The organism is Bacillus sp. 05T22 (genome assembly GCF_056396765.1).
The window spans coordinates 1-24,242 of the sequence record NZ_JBFTMC010000054.1; the positions used below are offsets into that span (position 1 = coordinate 1).

Sequence of the window (24,242 nt, forward strand, 5' to 3'; positions counted from 1 at the left end):
ATATAAATACATCCATTGCCCTTTCACTTTAATATAAGTTTCATCGACTCTCCATGAATCATTTGTTGTTTTAAGATGATGTCGTACTTTCTCTTCTAATTGAGGTCCATATTGATGAACCTATCGCATAATCGTTGTGTGAGCTATGGATAAGCCTCGTTCCTCCATCATTTCCACCAGGTTACGGAAGCTCAAATTGTACCGTAGGTACCACCTTACTGTTAATAAGATGAGTTCAGGCTGATAATGCTTCCATTTGAACAAATTTTCCTTTTCCATATCGATCACACACCTTTTTCTAGAGTAATACTATCAGTATGTCCAAGTTTAGGAGATTCTTTGCACCAAAACCCGTATTAACATGTCAAGTCAAATTTCACTCTTTCTGTACACCTTCCATTTTAAACTTATCAAGTAATTCATGATATGTATTTATTTCGTGCTCACTTTTATTCCAATTCTCACCGTAAATATGATTAATTTTTTCCTCTGACATTTCTATGATTGAAGTACTATCATCACTTTTCGTTAATACGTATACCTTTGTTCCTTCTTTATATATTCTTGCAAGATATTCACTTCTTAATTTCTGTATACTTTGTTGTCCCGCCTTTTCCATAACAATAGGCACATAACTATCCGTTATAAATTGACGAAGCGAGTTCTCACTAAAGTCACTTGTTTCTAATGAACCTAGTGCTGACGAAATCATATAAATTAGATCTAGCTCCTCTTGTTTCTGTATTTTATCCTTAGATATAATTAAACTACTCCGTTTTTCTTCATGAATATTCGGCACCGCATTTTCATCCTGATAAGGCTTATAACTCTTCAGCTGTTCTTCGCTAATATTCGGCACATTATTTTTATGTTCTTTATGATAAGGGTTATAGAATTTCCCGACACGCAAAATGAGTAAAAGAGACAATATAATTAACAAACAAATATACCACGTGTTATATCGTGGATATTCAATATTTGAATACGATTGGATTTCCATATGCTCTTCTGGTGATAACTTATTTGTTGAGCCTGTCGTAGGTTTTACTTTATCAACCTTACGCTCCATTTTAGAAATTTCTTGTTCTTTTGTATTTTGATTACTACGTAGATTATCTTTCGCATCGAACGGTGTTCCTAAACCAACTTCTTTGTAAATCTTCTCTTGAATTTTAGAAGAAATGAAATACATTCCAAAAAGTATAATATAAATGCTACTTGCATACCAACCTATTAAATATATAGGCAGCATCCCAAAAACAAATGAACTCAAAAAGTATAAAGAATAATATAAGTTTTTATTCTTGAAATATACAAACGTAAATAACGAACAGAATTTTGAGATAGGTAGCCCTAAAACATGTGCAAACCTTACGGAAAAATCACAAAACCCATTTTTTGTCCCAATCGTCTTCTTATAAATCAAATATGCGTCCTTATTATATGGATCTAGCCGCATCGCTACTTCCGCTAACATCCTTGCTTTTTTAAAATTCCCTTGGTACGTTGCTGCAGTTGCGAACAAAACAAGGTTGATTGTATTTTCCGGATTTAAATTCAAAGCGCGCTGTTCTGCCTTTAATGCCTCCTCTTGCCTTTTAGGGAAAGAAGTAAAAAGAATATACGCATACTTTCCTACATAAATTTCATTTTCAGGTTCCAGCGCTATCGCTTTCTCGAAATACACCAGTGAATTCTTAATGGGTTCAAAACATCTAACAGCTTCACCCATGTAGAAATTAAACTTTCCATTTTCAGGATAGTTTTTTAGTCCAATCTCTGCGAGTTCCCTTACTCTTTTATATTTGTTTTGAGCACAGAAAATATCTAATCCTACCGAGAGCACTTGTTCATTTAAATACTCCAATTTAAGTGCCTTTTCTATATACTTACTCGCATTATCATTATCGTTAAATCCATAAAAATAAACATAACTTAAACAAAGATACGCGGAAGCATCCTCTGCTGCTCCCTTTATTAGCATTTCCGCTTCTTTCATTGCCTGGTCAGCATTGCCAACCTTAAGCAAATGTTGAATTTTTCTAAGATTATCTTCCATCACTAGACTCATCCCTACCCTAATTTTCTATTTCAATCTATTCCTTTACATAAAATCGAGCACCTTATAAAAATCCTTATTTACATTGCTAAATGTTGTATAATTTTTCACTGTTGAAAGCCACCCTAAAGTAGTTAGCTAACGTTTCTTCATCGCTTCTAACAAATCCTCATTTATTATTCCTTCTAGTAAATTCAGCTTTCATAATTCCATATTTATCCGATTATACAAAATTAATATAACAAATAAGGCTTTACCAATTCGTCGTATTTTGTCGACAAAATCACTTATTGTTTGAATTAATGTAATCATCTTAAAGCTTTTTTATTAGACTTCCATTTTCTACATCCGGTTTCCAAAACAAATTAAATTACAGCAGATAAATAAAACCATTTTTGAAAAAAATTGATCAAAACACATTTAAAATTCTTTGCTTGAAGAGATAAATGTAGCTTTGAAATAAAGTTTGATTAAAAATACCTCACAAACCCATATTTTACGATAAAGAAAAAGAATCCATTTTTGAGATTGACTATTTATCTTTCATAAAAAAGTATGATCATTTTTGTGATCTTTCCTCCATTAAAGCGCCCTATACCAAAAGGAAAGGCACAATTCATATTAGAGAATTGCCCCCGATTGCTTAAATAAGATACTTAACTAGGTATATTTTATTTCATCATCCCATTATAAATATAGAGACTATATAACGCAGGTATCAACAAACCAAGAGCAAGGCAAAGAACAGAACAAACCACCACGCTTATTCCAAAAGAACAAAATTCAATCTTATACTACCAAGAATAATAACGGAAATACGGCAGTCATGAAAAAAGGAAGCTGCCAAAACTTGAATTTACTTGCTTTATCTAAAATCGTCCCTGGTTGATTGTTTACACTTTATACTTCGCTAGAAAAAAATTTTCTCAACTTTAAGGAGGAAATTTAATTGGAACCAGTGCCATCTACCCAAACGAAGCTACAAGCTCGTGAAGACACGAAAAAAAATGCACTTATTTTCATTGCTGTTGTGGCTATTCTTATTGGAACTATTTTTGTGAGTTTATTACAACTTCAGCCACCAAAGGTTGTACCAGCTACTGGTTCAGCAAATGAGTTTTCTGCAGAGAGAGCACTCTCCCATTTAAAAGAGTTTGCTGTAAAACCACATCCTCTTGGATCGGTAGAACATGACAGAGTTCGAGACTATCTTGTTCACAGTTTAGAAGAGTTAGGATTAAATCCTGAAATCCAAAAAGCCAATTCTTTAAATAGTATTGGCAGATGGATAGTAGGCGGCACAGTGGAAAACATTGTTGCCAAAATAGAAGGAACGAACTCTACAAAAGCGATTATGCTTGTTGCACATTATGATTCTGAACCAGGATCACCAGGTGCAGCCGATGATGGCGCGGGAGTGGCTGCCATCTTAGAAACAGTAAGGGCCTTAAAGGAAATGGCACCTCTTCAAAACGATGTCATTATACTCTTAACAGACGGAGAAGAAAATGGATTACTTGGAGCAAAAGCATTTGTAGAGGGACATCCTTGGGTAAATGATGTCGGATTAGTGTTAAACTTTGAGGCACGGGGAAACGAAGGTCCCTCTTTTATGTTTGAAACAAGTGATAACAATAGTTGGCTAGTTAAGGAGTTCGTTCAAGGTACTTACACACCTGTCACTCATTCCTTCCTTTATAGTTTATATAAGCAAATGCCAAATGATACTGATTTCAGCGTGTTTAAAGAAGCCGGTCTTAAAGGATTAAATTTTGCCTTTGGTGATGGGGTTAGCCATTATCATACAACCAGCGATAACTYTCAAGAGCTAAGTTTAGAAAGTCTCCAGCATCACGGCGAATATATGTTACATCTTGTTACCCATTTTGGAAACGTCGATCTCACTCAAACTCATGAAGGGAATCAAGTTTTCTTTAACATTTTGGGTTCCAACATGATTACCTACTCAGACAAACTTGTCATTCCGATTATGCTGTTGGCGGTTATTCTTTTTGCCGTTACGGCCGTACATGGATATTGGCTTAAGAAACTATCCCTTCTTGGAACATTTGCAGGTTTTCTTGTTTTCATTATTGGCATCATCGGGTCTTTTGCCATCGGATCAGGATTATGGTCCGTACTCACCTTTATTTTTACGGATCAAGAATGGTTAATGGGAACCGATAAGACGGTTGGTACCCTTTACTTCATCAGTTTTTCCATTATTATCTTTGCTTTCTTGACTATCCTTTATGGGTTGGCTCATAAAAAAATCAAAACAGGCAGCTTAATGATGGGTGCCTTATTTCTTTGGTTAACCCTTTTAGCTGCCTCGAGTTTTCTGCTCCAAGCAGGCAGTTATGTGTTTGCGTGGCCACTATTATTTGCTCTAATCTGCGTCAATATTTTGATTCGTTTAGATGAGCATTCATGGAAGAGTTATCTTGTTACAGCTGGTTTTGCCATCCCGGCATTTCTTATTCTATCACCAGTTATTTATCTCTTTGAAGGACTCATATCCATGCATATGGCTGGTGTGCTCATGGTCCTTGTTTCTCTTTTAGGTGCCATGCTGGTATCTATTTTCACCACCTTAAAAATAAAATTCAATTGGGTGATACCATCCATCTTCTTAGTTACAGGATTATTGGTCATGATCACTAACAGTATCAGCCTAAATAACATGCCGACAGCAGAACATCCACAAGCAAGCGATATTGCTTATTTTATGGATGCAGATTCAAACAAAGCATATTGGGCAGCCCGTCAGCCATTAGATGAATATACATCGAATTATATTAATGAAAATGTGAAGAAAGGCCATACGTCAGAATTTTTCCCTATTTTAAACTGGGATGCAAGTTATACCCAGGCTGATTTATATAGCATGGAAGCACCTAGTGTGACGGTATTATCTGATAAGGTTGAAGGTGCCAAGCGGACAATAGAATACCAATTGAAAACGAATCGCAATGCTGAAGAATTGTTAATGGAGTCTTTTTCAACGATGAATGTATCTCAACTGATCATCAATGGAAAAGAAGTGGAGTTGAAGCAAAAAGAATTCACAAAGGAATCGCCATTTGAATTCAATTACGTTCTAGGTCAAGCCGAAGAGTTACATGTAAAGGTAACCGTAAATGCTAAGGATTCTATAGAGTGGATGATAGCCGATCGTTCTTACCGCATTCCAGAATCAAAAGGGGAACGGTCGCCAAAATACAGTACCTATGGGGATAATTCATACATCATGAAAACGATTAAACATTACTGACCATTAAATAARGGCCGACATATACAATGTTTGATTCTCCAAACTAGTATATGTCGGCCTTTTAATACGATTGACTGCTTGTAAAACATCGGGAGGTATTTGAATGGAAATTAAATAATGAATGCCATTTAAATGGTAAAACTTGAACAATAAAACTCAATTACTTATGATACGGTTCACCACCATTAAGCTTAAACTAATTTACCTTCTGTAAAATCGGCAACTCTCCCTCAACAATCTGGCCCGATTATGGAACAAGAAAAATCCTGCATTTTAAACAGGGTTTTTGATTAAACTTTTTTACAAACAGTTGTGTAGAGATAATAAAATTGTTTAATTTTGTTCTTAGAAATACAATAACCATCTATCAATCACTTTGACAGATGGTTATTAAAGATGTTTAAAAAACACAGTTTTTCTTCAATTCTATGATGTTTAGGAATAATAAAGTTGTTTAATTTCAGAAATTAAATTCCAAAGTGAATCATATATTTATCCTCTTCTTTTGCTTGAATAATTTTTTTAGCTAATTCGTTAAGATTAACAGATTGCCTCATATCTTTGTAAGATATAACCACATCTAAGAATTGAGATAATGATTCAGGTGGAATAACCGTAATACCGGAATACGCTAAACCGTATTCGGGACGTTTTAACGAATAAAAATACGTTTTCATTGTCGATAAGGGTTTAAGTAAATTTTCGATAATATGATCATCTACAGAAATACAGTCATGTACATCTGGAGTGTAACTCTCGTAAGTTTTTTGATTATTGATGTCATTAATTACGCCAAATTCGTGATTTAAAGCCATAAATTCAACTCCCCTTTTGATAATTTTCCTATCCTTTTCTTAACTAACCGAATATCGAAATATTCTTACTTTTATTATACCGAGAATCATTAAAAGATGACGTGGGTTCTGATTATTATCCCATTTTTTTAAACAACATTATTTGTTTTTAATCGACTTTATTGTAAACTAAACAACTTTATTATCACTAAATAACAGTACATCTTTTTTATAAACGGTACGACTTTCTTATAACTAGTACAACTTTATTTCAAACCGACACATAAGAGATGATAAAAGAACCCGCTAGTATGTAGCGGGTTCTTTTTATCTTTTATTTTACTAGGAATTGTTGTAATTCCTTTATTAACAGGTCAGCACCTTCAGGACTCTGTAGCATTTTACCTTCAGCTAATTTGAAGTTTTTTTCAGAAACTTAACCAGTAATCACACAAGCTCCCGAAAGTTTATACTTTTGTAATACAATTTTTTCATCATCCACAAATATTTCTATTGGATCCTTTTCTACGATGCCTAAGGTTTGTCTGAGTTCCATAGGGATTACTATACGACCAAGCTCATCAACTTTTCTTATAACACCTGTCGATTTCATCCAACCTCTCCCCTTTACATTCTATTTTCTATGTACCCTTCCATAATTTTATCATTATATAATTACAAATCGCGAACAATAAGGTTTAATATCCCTGTAAAAATCTAACATACGTTAAACTACTTATAGGAAGTATACTAGGGAGATAGAATAGATAAAAATCTAAACAAACGATTGAAACAATCTGGGATATCTGCAGAACATTTGGAAGATATGAAAGTAAGTATACTCTTCACAAAGAAAAAAGACCTTGCAAATTATTAGGCCACTGAAAAAGTCCACTTCATAAGAAAAAGGAGTTCATCACCTACTATATACAGGTAATGGACTCCTTTTTCTTTTCAACATATTGATAAAATTCGTGTTATTTTTTCAAAGCAAACACTTTTTYAGTGCCTTCCAAATTATAACAAAGTCTTTTCTCTAAAGTATTTAACCTTTATATCAGTGTTTCCATGTGAGTAACTTTGAGACCAATGATCAGCATGAGTATAAACAGGAGATCCACCATGATCTCCTATCGAAGCTGCTTGTGTATTTCGTTTCTTACGAAGGAGAACATCAAGCGTTTGCCCTTCTTTGTCAATGGCACGATATAAATAACACCACTTTCCTTTAACCTTGATATAGGTTTCATCCAAACGCCAAGATAACAGTACTTTTTTGTTTTTCTTTTTTCAAATTTGATACATAAGATTTCCATATTCATGTACCCAACGCATGATAGTTGTAGGGTGGACAGAAATACCACGCTCCTTCAGAATTTCAGACACATTGCGATAACTTAAAGAAAAACGACAATAGTAGCCAACGGCTACCAAAATAATATCTTTTTTGAATTGTTTCCCTTTAAAATATCTCATCTGTCATTCTCCTTGGTTTTTTTCAGAGTTTAGCGTAGTTTAGAAAACTTTGCAACAGAACCCTCTTTAGAGCTGTCACTTCGGTGATGGCTTTTTGTTCATTTGAATAAAAGGATAATTATGGTTTTTGTTGAATGAATAGATTGGGAAAGGTGGAGAAATTATGCAATATGGAGAAATGTTGAAAGAATTAGCGGTAGGGGGAGTATATATCGAAAAACAAATTTCTAATTTGTTATGCAGTAATAGAAAAGAATTAACTATTTTATGCGATTCTGTAACAAAGTTCGGTGATTCTGAAACAGAAAGATTTCAAGTGATAGGTAAATATGAAATATATGTTCATAAAAATCAAGGTTACTCTTATCATGCACCATCAAAAAAGACAATGGTTTATGTTATAGAAAAGATTTAAAAGCATCCAAAACGGGTGTTTTTTTCTTTGTTATATAGAAATTACACATTAAACTAGTTAAACATTGAATGAGACAAGCATATATTAAAATTACGAATCATTCTTTATAATCGTATTGGACGAGCACATTGTAGTGCTCTTTTTTTATTGAACCAAATGGACATTTGAAGAGATAGTACTTCCACTTCCTTTTCTTAAAATATCCTTAAATGTATCTAGATTTCAGGATATAAAAAATGAGAATGGTATAATTTTCTAAAACGGACTAAATAAAGTTGATTTTAGAAAGGGGGTAGAGGGAAAATGTTTCAGAAATTTAAATTTTATTTAATCAGCATTGTGGTCAGCTCGATATTAGGGGGCATTATCATAGGTGCTAATTTCTTGTTCCAAAACATATACGGATTAATTGCAGGTAAAGGATTTTATTTTAATATATGGCCTTCTGTTATTATATTTTGCATAGTGTTTATTTCTAGTTTTGCATATATGTTGAGGCAGGGGCCAGATATACTTATTAATGATTAATTCTATAGTTACTTCGTTAGACGCTACCGTGATCGGTTTAGCGTCTTATTTATTGTTAAGGGATAATAAAGGGTAACAAAACAAACGAACACAACGAACGAAAATAGAGATAGTTAACAAATGTCTGTTTTTATAGTTTATAGGTGGGCATAAATATACTTTCATTTTGTATGTATAAATTACTATTGAATATAAATATATGTTTTTCTGTAAGAATACCCTATTCTTCTCTATTTACCTTTATCTATATTTTTACTAATTTATTATGATATCGACGCTGATTTAAAGTGTTTTATACGAAATAAACAGATGGATTTTTTTAGGAATATAATCACGATGAACTGTTTTGTTTTCAAATTAACAAAATTTTCAAAAATAAAATCTTAAAATGTTAATATTTGTTATATAATGAACTTGTCAAACCATTATCCTAGTAGTTTCCCTATGGTGTCTGTTAAAATAGTTTGTTTTACCCTTACTGTCATTATCGCAAAAAGAACTTGTAGTGATTGCTACAAGTTCTTTTTGTTTTTCTGATTGAAAAGGAAAAGTAAAAGCTAAAAAGATAGGGAAAACTTGGATCATCTTAAAATCCCAACAACGCCCGTAATATCATTGTTTTATGTGATTGCAATGTTAATGCAAAGAGTAGGAATACAATTTACACAACATCCTTCATTAATATCATATCCCATTATTGAGTTTATAAGTTACATTTCAATGCTCTTGGTGTTTAATTTTTTAATATAGGTATTTTTTCTGATAAAATATTAGTTAATAATTATTATGAGGTGAACTATTTGTAATTATCAGAGATTCAAGTAAACGTATCATACACGATATGCCAAGAGAACATTGGAAATAAAGAGAATTACAGAGAACTCGCAGTACATGTCCAACAAAGATACTATATGAAAGGAAAGATACCGTATGAAATATAAAACAGTTTACAAACTTTTTTGGTTACTTCCCATTATTTTCACATTGCATAATACAGAGGAATATTTATTCCTATCCCAAATGAACGAATTTTTAAGCAATAGAATAGGAAAAGGATTCCACGAGCCACATATTTTTCTTATTGCCATTGTATTATTAACGCTCTTTGTAACGATAATTACAATTTCTTATTATATGAATAAAACTGCACTACTAGAACGATTGATGATATTAATCTTAACGATTATATTTGCAAATGGAATTATGCATACTGTATCGAGTATTATATTTTCCAAATATGTGCCGGGTGTCATAACGTCCGTTCTATTCATACTACCATATTCAATTTGGATTATTTACTTATTAAAAAATAAAGAAGGCATTCCATTAAAGAAAATGTTTCTAGTTTTCTTACTTAGTTGGCTTCTTATGCCGCCGCTCATTGTCTTTTTCTTGTTACTAGCTAAAGGAATTTATTTCTTAGTATAGTTATAAATCACTATCATTAAGTTTAGATACTAATAATACTCATGCTATGTCTCTACCGTAGATTAATGGTGAAAACAATTAATCAAGAGCGAACGAAAAGGACTTCAGATGTGAAGTCCTTTTCGGGTACAGCCGAGATACGTGTAAAAACAGGTCATAGACTTACTTTTATTTCCAATCTGGTTTAAAATCGGATTTTTTGTTTTTTTATAAAACTCCTTCATCGGGTACCGTCAGGAAAATGCGCATTTTCCTGACGGTAGGACCATTTTCAAGACAATTTCCCCGTTTTTAACAACGCTATTGTTTAGTAATAATAAAGATGTTTAATTTCAATATAAACGACAATAGCCTTACTACATATTGAATGTGGTAAGGCTATGTAAAGTTGTTTAAAAAAGTATTAATTCCCACAAACTTATTTATAAAAAAGATAATAAAGTTCTTTAATTTTATTCCTCTAAAGCCCCCTGTTAGTTTAAGTACATTTATTTACAAACTCATCTAAGGGGTAGTGTCAGAAAATCTGTTACTGTATAGGAACTAATATTTCACACAAATGATTATCAATCATTTGTGAAGTATATCTTTCTACAATTGGTTGTTTTCTTATTGATAGATTATTTTTTTCTATTTCAGAAAAAATATTCCCCCAAAATTCATTGATCGCCTCTTTTGTATGATCAAGCAAGAAAATAGCGTATTTTCCACCAGAAAATTTACCAACTTGAGCCGGTTCTGCCACATTAAAATCTTTATTTATAATAACGCAAATATCATAACGACATTCCTTTTTAGGAGTAACCTCAGGGTTATCCTGTGGTATACCTAAAATTGTAGAATTATCAAATACACCATTCAACTGTGCCCACCTTTTAAACGACTCCATTAATTCTTTATTTTGCTTTTCACCATACTCCCCAATATTTCGAAAATAAGCAATCTTTGATTCAGGTAATTCTTCAATAGTTATTTTCATATTTTAGTCCCCCTTTCTTAGATAAGGTAATTCTATTTAAAATGTTTTTCAAGAACTTTTTTAAAAGGATATTTTTGAGTTATGTGGACTTTTTTGTTCAATGACCTGTCCCATAGTGATATAAAGATTTTTAATCAACTTTATTGTTTTTTAAACGGGGTACCGCCAGCATTTCGGAAAAAAACCACGCTAAGCACATTTTAATACAAAAAAAGCCGAGTTTTACCCCGCTAAGAGTAAACCGGCTCGTTAATATTTAAAGGACGTAATGTTTGTAAATTGGTTGAATACAATTCTTCAAACTTATATTCTCCTAAGAAATTGATATGTTCCCAACCTAAAGGCCATATATACGGCATTAAATCTTCTTGGAATTCACCCTTTTTCTTCAGTTCTTCTACTGCTTTTTCCATGTAAACTGTATTCCATACGTTTATAGCATTAATTATTATGTTAAGTGCACTGGCTCGTTGTAATTGATCTTGAAAAGCTATGAACTTATTCACGAGACTAGTCTTCCAATTTTTTGGTTAATAGACACACGTGGTTTAAATTATCCTGTTTCTTGACATAGACCAGTCATGTGCCACATTCCTTTTTAAATATTTTTTTTAAAAGAAGGTTTCCATTCTGACAAATCCTGATAAACAAACGTTATATTGTCACATATTTTATCTGCAACTTCATACATATGTTCTATATCATTAGCCGCAAATAATATACTTCCTTTGCGTTGAGTACTGTCTACAATAGTTGGTATGGTGTCACCCTCTTTTACTAATAGATCAATTAATATGACCTCGGATATGTTAGCTAACCCTTTATACTTGATTTCTTTTAAGCAACCTGGTTTTGGAATCAAGCTTAAAGACATAGCTTGACATTTTGAAGGTATACATCTAAATTCATCTATAGTCTCAGTAGCTAACGCATCATAATAGTATCCAAATTGAGATATGCCGGTTGTTAGTTCTACCATTTTCCAGATGTTACCACCACCTATCCTAACTTGAGACTCTATGATTATTGGCTTATTTTGTTTGTCTATCTTTACTTCTGTATGAGTAATGCCGTCTTCCATTTGCATGTCGTCCAAAAATAGCATTACTTTCTCAATAATTAATTTTTTTTGAGATTCATCTATAGGTGCCGGCATAATAGTATAGTTTATTATAAACGTATCTTCTTTAAATATTTCAGCTGATATAGCTAGTATAGAGTGTTTTTTGTTATAAGAAACGGTTTCGACCGTATAAACTACGTCACCTTCAACGTAATCTTCCACTAAAACAGGTAGTTGAATACCATTATCTTTAATAAATACCTCTACGTCATCTCCCGTGTCTAGCTTAGACACTCCTTTACCACCTGCGCCAATCGGGGGCTTTATTATAATACTATCTTTTTTGTTCAAAAATTCATCAATGTCTTTAATGTTATTGCAAACTGTCGAATCTATCGAAAAGTCTTTGCCTGCTAGAATTTCACGCATCATGTCTTTATTGCGGGTTATCATATTAGCATTGTAAGAAGGTCCTTTAACATTAAAAATCTTTGCAATTATGCAAGCCGTATCTAAGGCTGTTTCGTTGAAAGATACAACCACATCAAATGGTTTCTCTTTGTATAATTCTTCAGCATAGTATACAGACAAGGGTATGTTTGTTGTGTCTATTTCTTTTTTATAGAAACACTTTTCTAAGATAGTTCCATCAAAATATATGTGTTTAGTGTAAGACCCTATATACGAAACAGTATACCCACTGTCTAAAGCATCTTGTATAGGTTTTGTCCATCCCCCTATAAATAAAATGTGTGGTGTATTTTCTATGTCAGTTCCTTTTGATACCTTATACATCATAATCATCTCCTCTAAAATGAACTCGTATATTCAATGTCGGTTCCTTTTGATACGCCTCGCCTTAACAACACCATTAAACACAATGTTGTTCCGAAGCCCCCTATAAATAACGTAGTTTGAAGCCCAGATATAGAAACTAAAAATGCACTAGCAAAACTTCCCAATGCCCAAGCTCCCCAATTAAGCGTACGCTGTACAGCATTTACTCTGCCTAGCATGTGACTTGGTGAAGCAAGTTGTCGTATGGTTGCAGCGTAAGGGCCAAATACACCTTCTCCCATACCATGTATGATACTTGCAGCTACTATACCGTAAACGGTTCCCAAATATCCCATTATCGGTATAAAGGCCAGACCGATAACTGATACAGTAGCGCTATAAATAAGCATTTTTGTATTATTAATTTGTTGACTTTTTTTCATGAGTATCGTATTGCCTATTAAAAATCCCACCGCTGCTGAACCTACAACAAAGCCTATTTCAAGTTCAGATAGACCCATTACCTTATAAAGGAATATTACTAAAATGCTATTTAGTATGTATTTAAAAAAACCGTAAACAGCGCCACAGCTTACAATTGGTTCCAATACAGGGTGTTTTTTAAAATATATCAAACCTTCATATATGTCTTTGTATACGGATTTTATATTTACGTTTTTTAAAGAGCCCTCTGTATGCGGTTTAAACTTTGAAATAAATAATACAAACACAAAACAAACAAAATACGTTACTGCGTCAACAGTGAAAGAGCCTGTTAATCCAACTAGAGTAATAACGATTCCTGCTAGCATAGGACCAATTACTATAGAAAGAGACTCTGAAAGTGCTAGTTGTGCATTTCCTTTTTTTAAGTTATCTTTATCTGTTAATATTTCCGGTAAGAAAGAAGGAATTGCAATGTTGTAAAACGTGGTAAATATTCCATTTAAAAACATGAGAAACACCAATAAAGGGAACGTTATTATATTTGTTACAGTCAGTATGAATACTGATAAAAATAAAACGCCTTGACATATACTACAAATTAGCAAAACATTTTTTCTATGAAGGATGTCTATCAAAGCACCGGCTACTAATCCGAAAATTAGGTAGGGTATGAATATAATCCCACGAAGCATGGCAGCATTTGCCTCACTTGTTTGTAGCACCTCTAATGCAAAAAGAGGCAAAGCTACTATTGTAAACTGGGTACCTAACAAACTTATAGACTGTCCTAGCCAAAGCTTGTGAAAATTAAAATGTTTGCTATTTTTCATAATAACCCCCCACTAATTCATATTTATAAATTACCAAGTTTACGATATAAGTAAGATCAGGCGAAACTTATCTTTCATCTAATGTCTGTACCACATAAAAATTCGAAACCTGTTATAAAAGCGATTTTAGTTCCAAAATGAAAACTTGATGTTTACTATTATAACGTTAGGGCTCGAAACCCTTCTGGCTAATGAAAAGTTCATCTTCCGAAAAATACTGCCGTATTCGTTTATAAACCAATTGATAGACGGATGGATGATATCATTCTTCCATTTCTAGATTTCTATATAACGCTTGTAAGTCCATCCTGTGTGTTCGTTTACCACCGCTGCCGTCCCCCATAAAATAATCGTCAATACATACTCGGTTAACCAAGGGACGCAATATTTCAGCAAATCCCTCGCTACTTGGTAATACGGGTGCGATGGCAACCTGTGCAGGAATACCGAATTCAGCAAGCAGTTGGAGTGTTTTAAGTCTTGCTGGAATAGGGGGAGCATAGGGGGTAAAATGCTTGCGAATATCTTCCCTATCGGTCTCTACTGTCATACTTACCCGAACCTTGGTTCCCAACTGTTGCAGCATCTTCATGTCCCTGCGGACAAGCGGACTTCGTGTTTGAACAAGCAAGAAGTCCGGGGGATTGTCCACCATAATTTCCAGTAAAGACTGCGTAATTTTCTCCTTATGTTCGATTGGTTGATACGGGTCCGTACTGGATGACATGAAGATGGTGACCGGGCCTTTGGCCTTAGCTCTAAGCAATTCTTTTTGGAATGTGAGTGCAGCATCTTTTTTAATATCTACCCAAGTCCCCCATTCCGAGTTACGAAAGGCGGAGACAGGCATTTGCCGCACATAGCAATACGAGCAGGCGAACGCACATCCCGTATAGGGATTCAACGAATGGCTATAGCCCGACAAAAAAACAGTTCCCTTATTCAGCAGTGTTTTGGGCGTTTTATATAAATACTCGATTGTCATACCCAATCACCTACTAAATCATATCTGGCGTACGGATTGGAGAAGAAGCAGCAATTCTGAATTGTTACATACTTATAAGGATGTAATTTGAGTTTGGGTTCACTTCGCATCATGAAATATAACCCCCAGACTATACCGCATTCCCGAGTTGACGGTACCAACGCCATGTCGCAGAGCCACGCGTACCCAATACCGGTCGATATTGAGTTGGAAAAATGAGACCTCCACCTCGATTAAGCGTAATGACATGACCTCTGCTCTGTGCCCGTGGTCGCTGTTCGATGAGTAAAAATTCACCGCCTGTATAGTCTTTGTTCCGTTGGTTCAGAGTAAACACGACTTGAAAAGGGAAGAAGATATCCCCGTACAAATCCTGATGGAGACAATTGTAGCCCCCTGCTTCGTATTTCAAAATCAGCGGAGTAGGGCGATTCTGCCCCGCCTGGTGACATTGATCAAGAAACATCTCCAGGGTTTCTGGGTACTCGGGTGATCTATTCAACTGTTCCAGCCAGCGATTGGCCGCTTTGGCTAGCTCTGGATACAAGTTATCACGGATTTGTTGTAACCGATCAGGAAGAGGCGTATGATAATATTTGTACTCCCCGATTCCAAAACGATATCGTGTCATGTCGATGGTCTTGCGATATAGGGAATCGTCTTCATAGCCTTTGATTAGACACGCACATGAGTCCGCATTTAGAAGAGGCGGCAGTTTGGCGTAGCCCTGTTTATCAAGCATTTGATGTAGCTCGGCCCAGTTGAGTTCGGCTAAAGATGCTATATGCTGATCAGACATGTTGTAACTCCTTCCCATTGTTTGTGAAGCCTCGTTCAAGTTCCAGCAGTTGCGTTTTCATTTCCATTCCGCCGCCATAGCCCGTCAGCGATCCATTTTTGCCGATAACACGATGGCATGGAACAGTAATAAGGATCGGATTTGCTCCAATGGCCCTCCCAATTGCCCGAACCGCTGTCGGTTTTAGAATTTGTTGAGCAATATCCGAATAGGATTGAGTTTGACCGTACGGAATATCACATAGTGCCTTCCATACGGCTTCCTGAAAAGGTGTGCCGTGATAAAAGATTGGAATGGTGAACCGATTGAGCTTACCTTGAAAATAACGAACAAGCTCATCTGCAAAGGGTTGCAATTTTTCGTCATCTCGAATCAGGTCGTTTCCAGGCAAGTAATGATTTGCCCATTTCACCAATTCTTTGAATGGCTGATTTTGCGATCCGACAAAACATAAGCCATTTTTTGTTGCGGCAATGTACATCTTCCAGTTTTCATAAGAAAACAAGGACCAATAGAGAGAACTGCTTTTTTTAGGTGCCATTTGAAAACGCCTCCTTCAAGTGTTGTTTTTGCTGTCTACGGTAAGCTTCCGGCGTTTGTCCCGTTTTCCTCTTAAACAGCGTGATAAAATATGGTGTATTGGAAAGTCCGACAGACTCACCAACTTCAGAAACTGGGTCATCAAAAGTAGTCAATAACATTTTCGCCTTTTCTATTCGAACATGCTGGATGTAGTCCACCGGGGTCATGCCTTTGATTTTTTTAAAGGTTCTATGCAAGTGATAAGGGGTTCCATGACTCAGAAGCGCAAGGACTTCAAGCGTCAACTTTTCATCGCAGTGGCTATCCACATATTCAGTTATGAAAGCAATCCACTCCTCATCGGGCAATCTTTGCCCGGTTGGCTTGCACCGTTTGCAAGGACGAAAATGTGCGGCTAGTGCTTGATCAGCATTTTCAAAAAAGCCAATGTTTTCTCTTTTGGGTACTCTTGATTTGCAAGAAGGGCGACAAAAAATCCCTGTTGTTTTCACTGCATAAAAAAATTGTCCGTCATAAGAAGCATTATTATTGACAACAGCCTGCCATTGTTCATCAGAAACAGGGACGGATAGAATTGGCTTGTCAGAGTCTGGTTGCTGATTAGTTCGGTTCGGATTCGTTTTCCAATCGTATGTCATTTTGAATCACCTCTAGCTTCAGTATAAACCTGGAAACCCTGAAAGCAAGTTATTGTAAGCATTTTGAAATGTAACAGCAAGATAACGAAATTACAATGACGAGTTGTTATGTAATCATACGTAGTCTGATTCATATGATTGGAGAAGATGAAAAATCTGTGAAGCCAGGTATCAGGTTTGAATTCAACTCGTCACAAATATACACTTGGAGTGGATCATTTGTTGTATCATTAAAACCACCCGCTCATGACGGGTGGTTTTGATTAATTTAAGGCTTTGTCTACAGCGTTCACTATACTTATATAGTCTGATTCAATTTGATCCTTGTTTTTGTGACACAGCGCAACAAACCCTATAGAGAAGCTATCAAATAAGTCTTTTGTTTGCTCTATATATTGCCCTTCTTGTATATTTATAGAAGAAAAGTGATAACTAGGTAGTTTTTTAATATCGTCTAACACCGAGATATCTTTAACAAATCCAGATTTCTTACATATTAAAAACACAATGGTTACATTTGTGTTTAACGTATAGTCTTTTGATACCTCTTTATAGCAACCTGCCGGATATCGCACTGTTTTGTCTAGTGGACTATCACCCGTTGCTATTTTACAAAAATTAGGATGACCTCCCCCATGTAGCCTTGCTCCTACCTCAATCAATCTCGGTCCGTCTTCAGTTAACATAAGTTCAAGGTGTGATGGTCCAAAATTTATACCAATTGCGTCTAGAACTTGTTTAGCGTATTCTACTATATTTTCATAGTCTATATCTTCTGCAGAAACCCACTCCATATAGTCATATATAGCCATTAAACTGCCATTATCGCTCTTTTTATATCTGCATATATCGCAAACTACATGATTGCCTTCATAACTAAAAAAATCAACCACGTATTCGACGCCTACTACGTATTCTTGTACTACTAATTCTTCATTTACTATATTTAATTTATTCATTTTTCCAAGAAGCTCATTAAAGACTTTTTTCCAGTCATCTCCGTTTTTAACCCTCGTTACTCCATCTGTACCAGCGCTTTTAGGAGGCTTTATTACGATATCTTTATTTTTGACTGTTTCTAGCCAATTCTCAACCTCAACGATGTCATTTGTACATATCTGATTTATGGTCGGTAAATTGTTAGACACTAAAGCCTTGTGCATGTTACCTTTATGCCTTGTTACATCTGTTAAGTACTTATCATTGGAAAATGATGGAGTTATTATACCTGCTAAGGTTTCTGCCAGTTCAACACCAGGATCAGAGCCTGCAATTATACACTTTGGATTTAATTTTTTAATAGTATCTACTAGCTTGCTTATGTCACCATCATTTACAATAACATCAAAAAATTCATGTAGTTTTAAAGATGATTTATAGTTCTCTAATGGTTCTGTTGTAGACATCAATGCAATAGGACACAGGTCAAAAGATTTTAGCGCTTCTGCGTACAAGGCTCCTGATGAATAGGGATCGACAACTATAATTACATCTTTATTTACGGTTAACATGTTAAATCATAGGCTTTTTTACAAAACCTTACCCATGAGTCATGGACGTTAGGCGATACTCCTCTAGCCCTTAGCGCTGCGTGCGTTAGTCCTTTTTCAATAACAAGCTCGGATTGTATGTTATTTTCTTGTAGTCTGTTATGGTATTCGACGCTGTCTATTAATAATGAGTCAACTTCAGCTCCCATGATATAGGCAGGCGGTAGGTTATCAAATTTTCCATTTATTAAAGGTGAAACGAATATGTTAATCAGTTCATCCTGGTTTGCGTAACATGACGTATAGAATTCCATTTCTCCACCTGTAAGTAAAGGTGCATCCTTTTTCAAAACAGTTAATCTTTTTTCAAAACGGTTAAACTTTGTTATAAACGATTAAACTTTATTTCAAATCCACAGTATTCCCTTCTGAATCAACGGCACGATATAAATACATCCATTGCCCTTTCACTTTAATATAAGCTTCATCGACTCTCCATGAATCATTTGTTGTTTTAAGATGATGTCGTATTTTCTCTTCTAATTGAGGTCCATATTGATGAACTCATCGCATAATCGTTGTGTGAGCTATGGATAAGCCTCGTTCCTCCATCATTTCCACCAGGTTACGGAAGCTCAAATTGTACCGTAGGTACCACCTTACTGTTAATAAGATTAGCTCCGGCTGATAATGCTTCCATTTGAACAAATTTTCCTTTTCCATATCGATCACACACCTTTTTCTAGAGTAATACTATCAGTATGTCCAAGTTTAGGAGATTCTTTGCACCAAAACCAAAGTTTGTTATCCCTATTAAGTAGAAACTTGCTATATAGAATAATTTTTTTATATGATAAAGTGGGCTTATGCTTAAATGAAAAAAGGAGAGTGACCCAGATGACAAACCAAAATGAAACGAACGCTTTACCGCCAAAAACATGTACGATTGAACGTCTCATCACGATTCAGGAGGACATTGAAAAAGTGCTTGCAGGACAGAAAACGGCTACTCGCCGCAACGGGAGATATGCGGATGTCGGGGAAGTGATGGAGCTTCAAGGTCACCGGTATGTTGTGGAGAAGGTCTATTCGCAGTCACTTGGCGAATTGACTGATGAGCATGCCCGTCAAGAAGGCTATGCGAATGTGGAGGAATATAAGCAATCTATCCTGTCTCTTCACCCTGGCATGCCGTGGCTGCCAAATATGAGAGTTTGGGTTCATGAGTTCCGTCCCATCGAAGGTTAATGTGATATAAGGATGGACATGTTGTATCGACTGCTTCTGTATGTACATATTTTCAGTGTAATCTTATCCATCGGCCCGTTTTTTGTATTGCTTCCGCTCATCAAAAAACTGCGGGCTTCAGAGGCCCGAACACAGCAGGCTTATCTGGATGTATTCCGATTTTCGGTCAGGCTGGCCAAGCATGCCGGGCATGTGCTGGTTGCATCCGGGGTTCTGCTTGTACTGGCGGGCCCTTGGACTTGGAAGACCCCTTGGATAGTGATGACCCTTATTCTCATGGCGAGTTCATTATTTTTCCTGGCCCGCGCCTTTTCGCCGACCATTCGGAAATTCAGCGAAACGGGCCAAGACAAGGACGCCTTGATTCAATTGTTGCAGCGTTCTGTTTGGATTTACATTGTTCTTTTAATGGCGATGTTATGGTTCATGGTGACAAAGCCTGCGTTGTGGCAGGGGTGATAGATCTAGGGCGAATAGCGGCTTTGTGTGATTGCCGTTTGAATTCGCCGGGCGGCATGGAACAAGGACAAGCCAAAACTGGCTTGTCCTTATTGTAGTTACGCTTTGAAGAGGTGATGGAATAGCCTTTTACGATCTGGGCCTATTACCCCATGCCCATCAAGCTAAGCCTATACAAGTTTAATGTAACGTGAGATTCTTTCTTTTTTCTAAAGATCTAGTGTAAGTTCTTTAAAAATTTGCATACCAAATAAACCTTATCGGGTCTCAATTTTTTCGATTACGCTACATGATTATGAGACATAGAAAAGCTGTAGACGACACCTAAGATATCAAATACTGTTTTCTTCTCATACCTATGGGATTTTCGTCCGTTTTTCTGTAAGAGATTGAACAGACGAAACAATATTTTTGTTAATTCCTGGGTGTCTTTTTGTAAAGATTGATAAATAAGTAGAAAATAATCTTTTATAATATAAATCGTTTTATATTCGCTTAATTCTCGTTTCTTCTTGATGAAGAGTAATTGGCGCATTTGAAACATGGTGGAGGAGCAAAGAAGAATACTTATTAATTGTCCATATAAATGACACTCTAGTCGTTCTAATTTTACAGAATTACAGTGATGAATACGAAAAAATGATTTCCATGTTTTAAAGATAAGTTGTCGGGTAAAGAACTGGCGCGGTATCGGTTATGACCCGTTTCCAGCTCCTCCCCATAAGAACTGCTCGTGAGGTTTTCCCCTCAAGCAGCTCACCCCGTAAACTTCATCAAAAGGGTTATGAGACCTATCAAATCGCAGACACTTTCATCGGTATCCCTCTGCGCTTTTAAGGGAATGGACTTTCCAGTCCCAGTAGAGCCCCAGTACAACATAGAGATATTCATTACTCCATCTCTGCCATCCGATACTACGCTTTCGTCGCCTTAGTTCCTGCAAAGTAATAGGTGTTTTTGTCATGGCACCCTTGCCTCCTTTGGTCGTACGAAATATTTACAGGTTCGGACCCTTCCCTCCCCGCGCGTTTTGCTGCACGCAGATCTCTCCGCCACCCTGACACCTACCGTTCTCACTTCCCGATCGCGGTTATAGAGACGGTCTCCTCGATGAGGTTTCTTCATCGGGTGTCGAGGGCTTCTCCAGTTTCCACATTATCTTTCTCTCCATGTCGCCGGTGAGAACTGCCGTTCCAGACTCGTTTCGATCAGTTCTTGCTGCTTTCGCACGTTATCGACCGTCTCAGCCACCGGAATTGCGTGTAACGAGGCTACGTCTACGTTCACTGTACGTTACAACCTGGAGATTTGCCCACATGCCTTTTGCATGTGATGTCAGAGGGCTTCGCCATGTCGCTTTCACTTCATGGTGCCTCTCAGGCTACGGGAGTGGAGTCTATTCTCCCGATTGGACTTTCACCAACTAGATAATGTGTCCTTATCTGGACACGCCAATTTGCCATCGTAAGGAGTAAAAATCGTATACTTGTTCCTTTGGTAGGTATTCCGAAGGGATATTCGTAATATAAAAGTTAATTGCGCTAAGCCGCTTACTGCGTTCTGTATAGGTAATTTGCTTCTTATGTTCTTTAGATGCTAAATCCTTTTGCCTACGTTTCATTTGTGTTTCAGTTAATTTATACAGGATAAGTCTTGCAGGAAGTTTTTGATACATTGCAATATAAATCTCAGGAATTTCATATGTTTCCCCTGACTGTAATTGGTCAATGAATTGCTCCATATCTAGTTGGATATACTCAGAGTGCTTTTCTTACGATTAGTCAACCTGTATTTATAGATTTTTGATGGATTGAGTATCAAAAATCCATATCACACATGTATCCACGTATAACGCATACTAAATACCCCTAATATGGATTCGTTTTTTTACTAGGGGGAGATATGATATGATGAATGAAACTATGATGTTAGGCCGTTAACCGATAATCATAGTGTRTATYRTGTGTAATAAGRTRRAAGAGRAGCTTCARTAACTTATTTACACAYGCRATRGACGCRACTTTATGACAYTTGTTATAWGGTTGCGTTTTTAATTTATCGTAGTACTCTATAATGTGATTTCGCCCGTAACGTCGTTGTTTAATCATGTTTTGGATAATCAGGAAAAGTAGTTTTCGTAAATGTTTATTTCCACGTTTATTAATTTTATCTTTATAAAAAGTTTTACCTGATTGAAAGCGACGTATATCAATACCGGCATACGCATTCAATTGCTTGTTATTCGCAAAACGARTAATATCTCCTATTTCAGCCATTAAGCGTACAGCCGTATTTGGCCCAATTCCAGGAAGGCTCAAAATGATACTATATTCTGCACGTTGTTCGGCTAGATGTACCATATTGTTAATGCAACGTTCCTTTTGATGAAGAAGTTCTTGATAACGTCTTGCGTATACTTTGAGTTGGTCACACAGGACATCATTTTGAGAAACGGCTGGATAGGAATTTTTCGCTATTTCAAGTATTTGAATTGCCTTTTTCTCTGCCATAATAGTTGATATTTTTTTATTGGTAAGGCGTTGTTGCGCACAGTACAGCAACTCCAGAAGCTCCAGCTATTAATATTCAAAAGTATGAGTCTCGTACTTGGCGTTCGGCTTTCGTACATTATGCAGTAGATTGGAATGAAACAATTCAAATTGCTGATACAAAGTATATCGCTTATGGGGCTGGTTCAGGTGCTAATAAGCGTTTTGTACATGTTGAACTTTGCGAAACTGCAGACTATGGAAAATTTAAACGCTCATATGAAAAGTACGTTAAATTATTAGCTGAAATCTTAAAAGATAACAATCTATCTGTAGAAAAAGGATTGTGGACACACTATGATGTTACAAAGTATCTTGGCGGTACAGATCATGAAGATCCACTTGATTATTTACGCAGTCACGGTGTATTAGAAGCGCAATTCCGTGCGGATGTTCAACGTGCGTATAATAACGGTGACGTTTCTGTTCCGAAACAACCATCTAAACCAGGCGAACCAGTAGCGAATATGGAAGGCATTGCATATATTGAAGGTTACAATGTAAATCTTCGCAAGGGACCAGGTGCAAGTTACTCTGTTATTCGTCAGTTAAATAAACCAGAATCCTATAAAGTATGGGGTGAAAAAGATGGATGGCTAAATCTTGGGGGAAATCAGTGGGTATATAACAATCCTTCTTACATCAAGTTTGAGAAGAAAGAGCCAGTTAATCCGATTGCAGGAAAGCGTATTGTGTCTAAAGTAGACAATCTGCGATTCTATGATTCTGCTTCTTGGCAAAATAAAGATGTTGCTGGTACTTTAGATGCAGGATTAGGATTTACTATCCTAGATAAAGTATCTGTGAATGGTTTACCACAATATAAGGCGAAAAACAGTAGAGGTAATATATTCTATATCACAGCAAGTTCAACTTATGTATATGTGAAGTAATGAGTAATGGAAAAGAAGAATTTGATAGATTTATCGAATCCTTCTTTTTTTAGCTGATTTAGACTTAGTTAAAACGTTCCAGCAGTACGTTCTGTTAAATACTTGGTATCTAAATAACCAAGGTCTTGAACATGTTGATGCAAGTTCTGAAGTAAACACTCATCTTTACATAAAATACTGATATCAAAACCATCAACTATACTTAATAAAAATTCGCAATCAGTATTAATAAAGTTTGATGCTGTTCTTATCCATGTTGGACTGTGCTTTTTCATATCAGGAAAAGCACACATTGTTAAGAAAATTAAATAATAACCTTTGTTTAGCAGTGTTTCTTCCAACTCTTGTCCAGTGATAAAACGTTCATTATCAAACAACATCTTATTTGTAAAGTTACCGCGTTTATCTTTAATGTATATTTCAGCATCATCTATTTGCCACATGAAATTGTTAGAATTAAAAGGTTCTAGTAATTTCAATATGGACAAATTGAAATTGTTATTTTCTGGGACATGGAAATGTATGCCTATATTCATTGTATGCTAGTCTCCCCTTATTTTTATTATCT

Annotated in this window: 16 protein-coding genes and 13 pseudogenes; 7 read left to right on the forward strand and 22 right to left on the reverse strand. The window is 35.8% G+C overall.

Annotated elements, in window-relative coordinates:
* The 3 genes and pseudogenes from AC1DIT_RS16405 to AC1DIT_RS16415 all read right to left on the reverse strand — a co-directional run.
* Positions 1–279 (reverse strand): annotated as a pseudogene (locus AC1DIT_RS16405) (IS6 family transposase); the annotation flags it as partial.
* Between the two features lie 97 nt (positions 280–376).
* The gene (locus tag AC1DIT_RS16410; protein ID WP_033671334.1) at positions 377–2,059 is read right to left on the reverse strand and encodes a tetratricopeptide repeat protein; all 1,683 of its coding nucleotides are present in this window, start codon (positions 2,057–2,059) and stop codon (positions 377–379) included.
* Between the two features lie 45 nt (positions 2,060–2,104).
* Positions 2,105–2,248 (reverse strand): annotated as a pseudogene (locus AC1DIT_RS16415) (ATP-binding protein); the annotation flags it as partial.
* A gap of 769 nt (positions 2,249–3,017) precedes the next feature.
* Here AC1DIT_RS16415 and AC1DIT_RS16420 point away from each other — a divergent pair.
* Positions 3,018–5,333, forward strand: coding sequence for a M20/M25/M40 family metallo-hydrolase (locus AC1DIT_RS16420; RefSeq protein WP_476998297.1), 2,316 nt, complete (start codon positions 3,018–3,020; stop codon positions 5,331–5,333).
* A gap of 467 nt (positions 5,334–5,800) precedes the next feature.
* Here AC1DIT_RS16420 and AC1DIT_RS16425 read toward each other — a convergent pair whose 3' ends face one another.
* The 3 genes and pseudogenes from AC1DIT_RS16425 to AC1DIT_RS16435 all read right to left on the reverse strand — a co-directional run.
* Positions 5,801–6,148: a hypothetical protein gene (locus tag AC1DIT_RS16425; protein WP_016115586.1), complete on the reverse strand. Its 348-nt coding sequence runs from the start codon at positions 6,146–6,148 to the stop codon at positions 5,801–5,803.
* Between the two features lie 313 nt (positions 6,149–6,461).
* Positions 6,462–6,740, reverse strand: a pseudogene (locus tag AC1DIT_RS16430) (AbrB/MazE/SpoVT family DNA-binding domain-containing protein).
* Between the two features lie 524 nt (positions 6,741–7,264).
* Positions 7,265–7,603: pseudogene (locus AC1DIT_RS16435) on the reverse strand (IS6 family transposase); the annotation flags it as partial.
* A 163-nt stretch (positions 7,604–7,766) separates the two neighbouring features.
* Here AC1DIT_RS16435 and AC1DIT_RS16440 point away from each other — a divergent pair.
* The 3 genes from AC1DIT_RS16440 to AC1DIT_RS16450 all read left to right on the forward strand — a co-directional run bounded on the left by AC1DIT_RS16440 (position 7,767) and on the right by AC1DIT_RS16450 (position 9,974).
* Positions 7,767–8,018, forward strand: a complete 252-nt coding sequence (locus AC1DIT_RS16440) for a hypothetical protein (RefSeq protein ID WP_016115589.1) — start codon at positions 7,767–7,769, stop codon at positions 8,016–8,018.
* 303 nt (positions 8,019–8,321) lie between these two features.
* Positions 8,322–8,546 carry a hypothetical protein gene (locus AC1DIT_RS16445; protein ID WP_016115590.1) on the forward strand — a complete coding sequence of 75 codons (225 nt, stop codon included), beginning with the start codon at positions 8,322–8,324 and terminating at the stop codon, positions 8,544–8,546.
* 930 nt (positions 8,547–9,476) lie between these two features.
* Positions 9,477–9,974, forward strand: a complete 498-nt coding sequence (locus AC1DIT_RS16450) for an HXXEE domain-containing protein (protein ID WP_016115591.1) — start codon at positions 9,477–9,479, stop codon at positions 9,972–9,974.
* Positions 9,975–10,503: 529 nt separating this feature from the next.
* On the opposite strand, the gene AC1DIT_RS16455 is transcribed toward AC1DIT_RS16450, so the two are convergent.
* From AC1DIT_RS16455 to AC1DIT_RS16505, 11 genes and pseudogenes are all read right to left on the reverse strand, one after another.
* Positions 10,504–10,953, reverse strand: a complete 450-nt coding sequence (locus AC1DIT_RS16455) for an AraC family transcriptional regulator (RefSeq protein WP_016115592.1) — start codon at positions 10,951–10,953, stop codon at positions 10,504–10,506.
* A gap of 230 nt (positions 10,954–11,183) precedes the next feature.
* Positions 11,184–11,444 (reverse strand): annotated as a pseudogene (locus AC1DIT_RS16460) (Tn3 family transposase); the annotation flags it as partial.
* A 107-nt stretch (positions 11,445–11,551) separates the two neighbouring features.
* Positions 11,552–12,811, reverse strand: coding sequence for an ATP-grasp domain-containing protein (locus tag AC1DIT_RS16465; protein ID WP_016115594.1), 1,260 nt, complete (start codon positions 12,809–12,811; stop codon positions 11,552–11,554).
* A gap of 14 nt (positions 12,812–12,825) precedes the next feature.
* Positions 12,826–14,070 carry an MFS transporter gene (locus AC1DIT_RS16470; protein WP_016115595.1) on the reverse strand — a complete coding sequence of 415 codons (1,245 nt, stop codon included), beginning with the start codon at positions 14,068–14,070 and terminating at the stop codon, positions 12,826–12,828.
* A 166-nt stretch (positions 14,071–14,236) separates the two neighbouring features.
* A pseudogene (locus tag AC1DIT_RS16475) lies at positions 14,237–15,055 on the reverse strand (SPL family radical SAM protein).
* Between the two features lie 99 nt (positions 15,056–15,154).
* Positions 15,155–15,854: pseudogene (locus tag AC1DIT_RS16480) on the reverse strand (2OG-Fe(II) oxygenase).
* On the reverse strand, positions 15,847–16,395 hold the full coding sequence (locus AC1DIT_RS16485; RefSeq protein ID WP_016115598.1) for a methylated-DNA--[protein]-cysteine S-methyltransferase: 549 nt from the start codon (positions 16,393–16,395) through the stop codon (positions 15,847–15,849). Before AC1DIT_RS16485 ends, AC1DIT_RS16480 begins: the two are co-directional and overlap by 8 nt.
* Positions 16,385–17,035 (reverse strand): bifunctional transcriptional activator/DNA repair enzyme AdaA, encoded by a 651-nt coding sequence (locus AC1DIT_RS16490; RefSeq protein ID WP_016115599.1) that lies wholly within the window; start codon positions 17,033–17,035, stop codon positions 16,385–16,387. Before AC1DIT_RS16490 ends, AC1DIT_RS16485 begins: the two co-directional genes overlap by 11 nt.
* Positions 17,036–17,298: 263 nt before the next feature.
* The gene (locus AC1DIT_RS16495; RefSeq protein ID WP_016133103.1) at positions 17,299–18,546 is read right to left on the reverse strand and encodes an ATP-grasp domain-containing protein; all 1,248 of its coding nucleotides are present in this window, start codon (positions 18,544–18,546) and stop codon (positions 17,299–17,301) included.
* A complete protein-coding gene (locus tag AC1DIT_RS16500) occupies positions 18,540–18,875 on the reverse strand; it encodes an alpha/beta hydrolase fold domain-containing protein (RefSeq protein ID WP_229161775.1) in 336 nt (111 codons plus the stop codon). The genes AC1DIT_RS16495 and AC1DIT_RS16500 overlap by 7 nt, the downstream gene beginning before the upstream one ends.
* 61 nt (positions 18,876–18,936) lie before the next feature.
* A pseudogene (locus AC1DIT_RS16505) lies at positions 18,937–19,248 on the reverse strand (IS6 family transposase); the annotation flags it as partial.
* A gap of 174 nt (positions 19,249–19,422) precedes the next feature.
* On the opposite strand from AC1DIT_RS16505, the gene AC1DIT_RS16510 reads away from it, so the two are divergent.
* Both AC1DIT_RS16510 and AC1DIT_RS16515 read left to right on the forward strand, forming a co-directional pair.
* Positions 19,423–19,773, forward strand: a complete 351-nt coding sequence (locus AC1DIT_RS16510; protein WP_016115601.1) for an ASCH domain-containing protein — start codon at positions 19,423–19,425, stop codon at positions 19,771–19,773.
* Between the two features lie 18 nt (positions 19,774–19,791).
* The gene (locus AC1DIT_RS16515; protein ID WP_016115602.1) at positions 19,792–20,232 is read left to right on the forward strand and encodes a DUF2269 family protein; all 441 of its coding nucleotides are present in this window, start codon (positions 19,792–19,794) and stop codon (positions 20,230–20,232) included.
* Between the two features lie 280 nt (positions 20,233–20,512).
* On the opposite strand, the pseudogene AC1DIT_RS16520 reads toward AC1DIT_RS16515, so the two are convergent.
* From AC1DIT_RS16520 to AC1DIT_RS16535, 4 pseudogenes are all read right to left on the reverse strand, one after another.
* Positions 20,513–20,899: pseudogene (locus AC1DIT_RS16520) on the reverse strand (IS4 family transposase); the annotation flags it as partial.
* 144 nt (positions 20,900–21,043) lie between these two features.
* Positions 21,044–21,163, reverse strand: a pseudogene (locus AC1DIT_RS16525) (group II intron maturase-specific domain-containing protein); the annotation flags it as partial.
* 522 nt (positions 21,164–21,685) lie between these two features.
* Positions 21,686–22,003: pseudogene (locus tag AC1DIT_RS16530) on the reverse strand (transposase); the annotation flags it as partial.
* Between the two features lie 157 nt (positions 22,004–22,160).
* A pseudogene (locus AC1DIT_RS16535) lies at positions 22,161–22,766 on the reverse strand (transposase); the annotation flags it as partial.
* A 2-nt stretch (positions 22,767–22,768) separates the two neighbouring features.
* Between AC1DIT_RS16535 and AC1DIT_RS16540 the strand changes: the two are divergent.
* Positions 22,769–23,674, forward strand: a pseudogene (locus AC1DIT_RS16540) (N-acetylmuramoyl-L-alanine amidase); the annotation flags it as partial.
* A 68-nt stretch (positions 23,675–23,742) separates the two neighbouring features.
* Here the strand turns inward: AC1DIT_RS16540 and AC1DIT_RS16545 are convergent.
* The gene (locus AC1DIT_RS16545) at positions 23,743–24,210 is read right to left on the reverse strand and encodes a DUF2691 family protein (RefSeq protein WP_016115799.1); all 468 of its coding nucleotides are present in this window, start codon (positions 24,208–24,210) and stop codon (positions 23,743–23,745) included.
* Between the last annotated feature and the right edge of the window lie 32 nt (positions 24,211–24,242).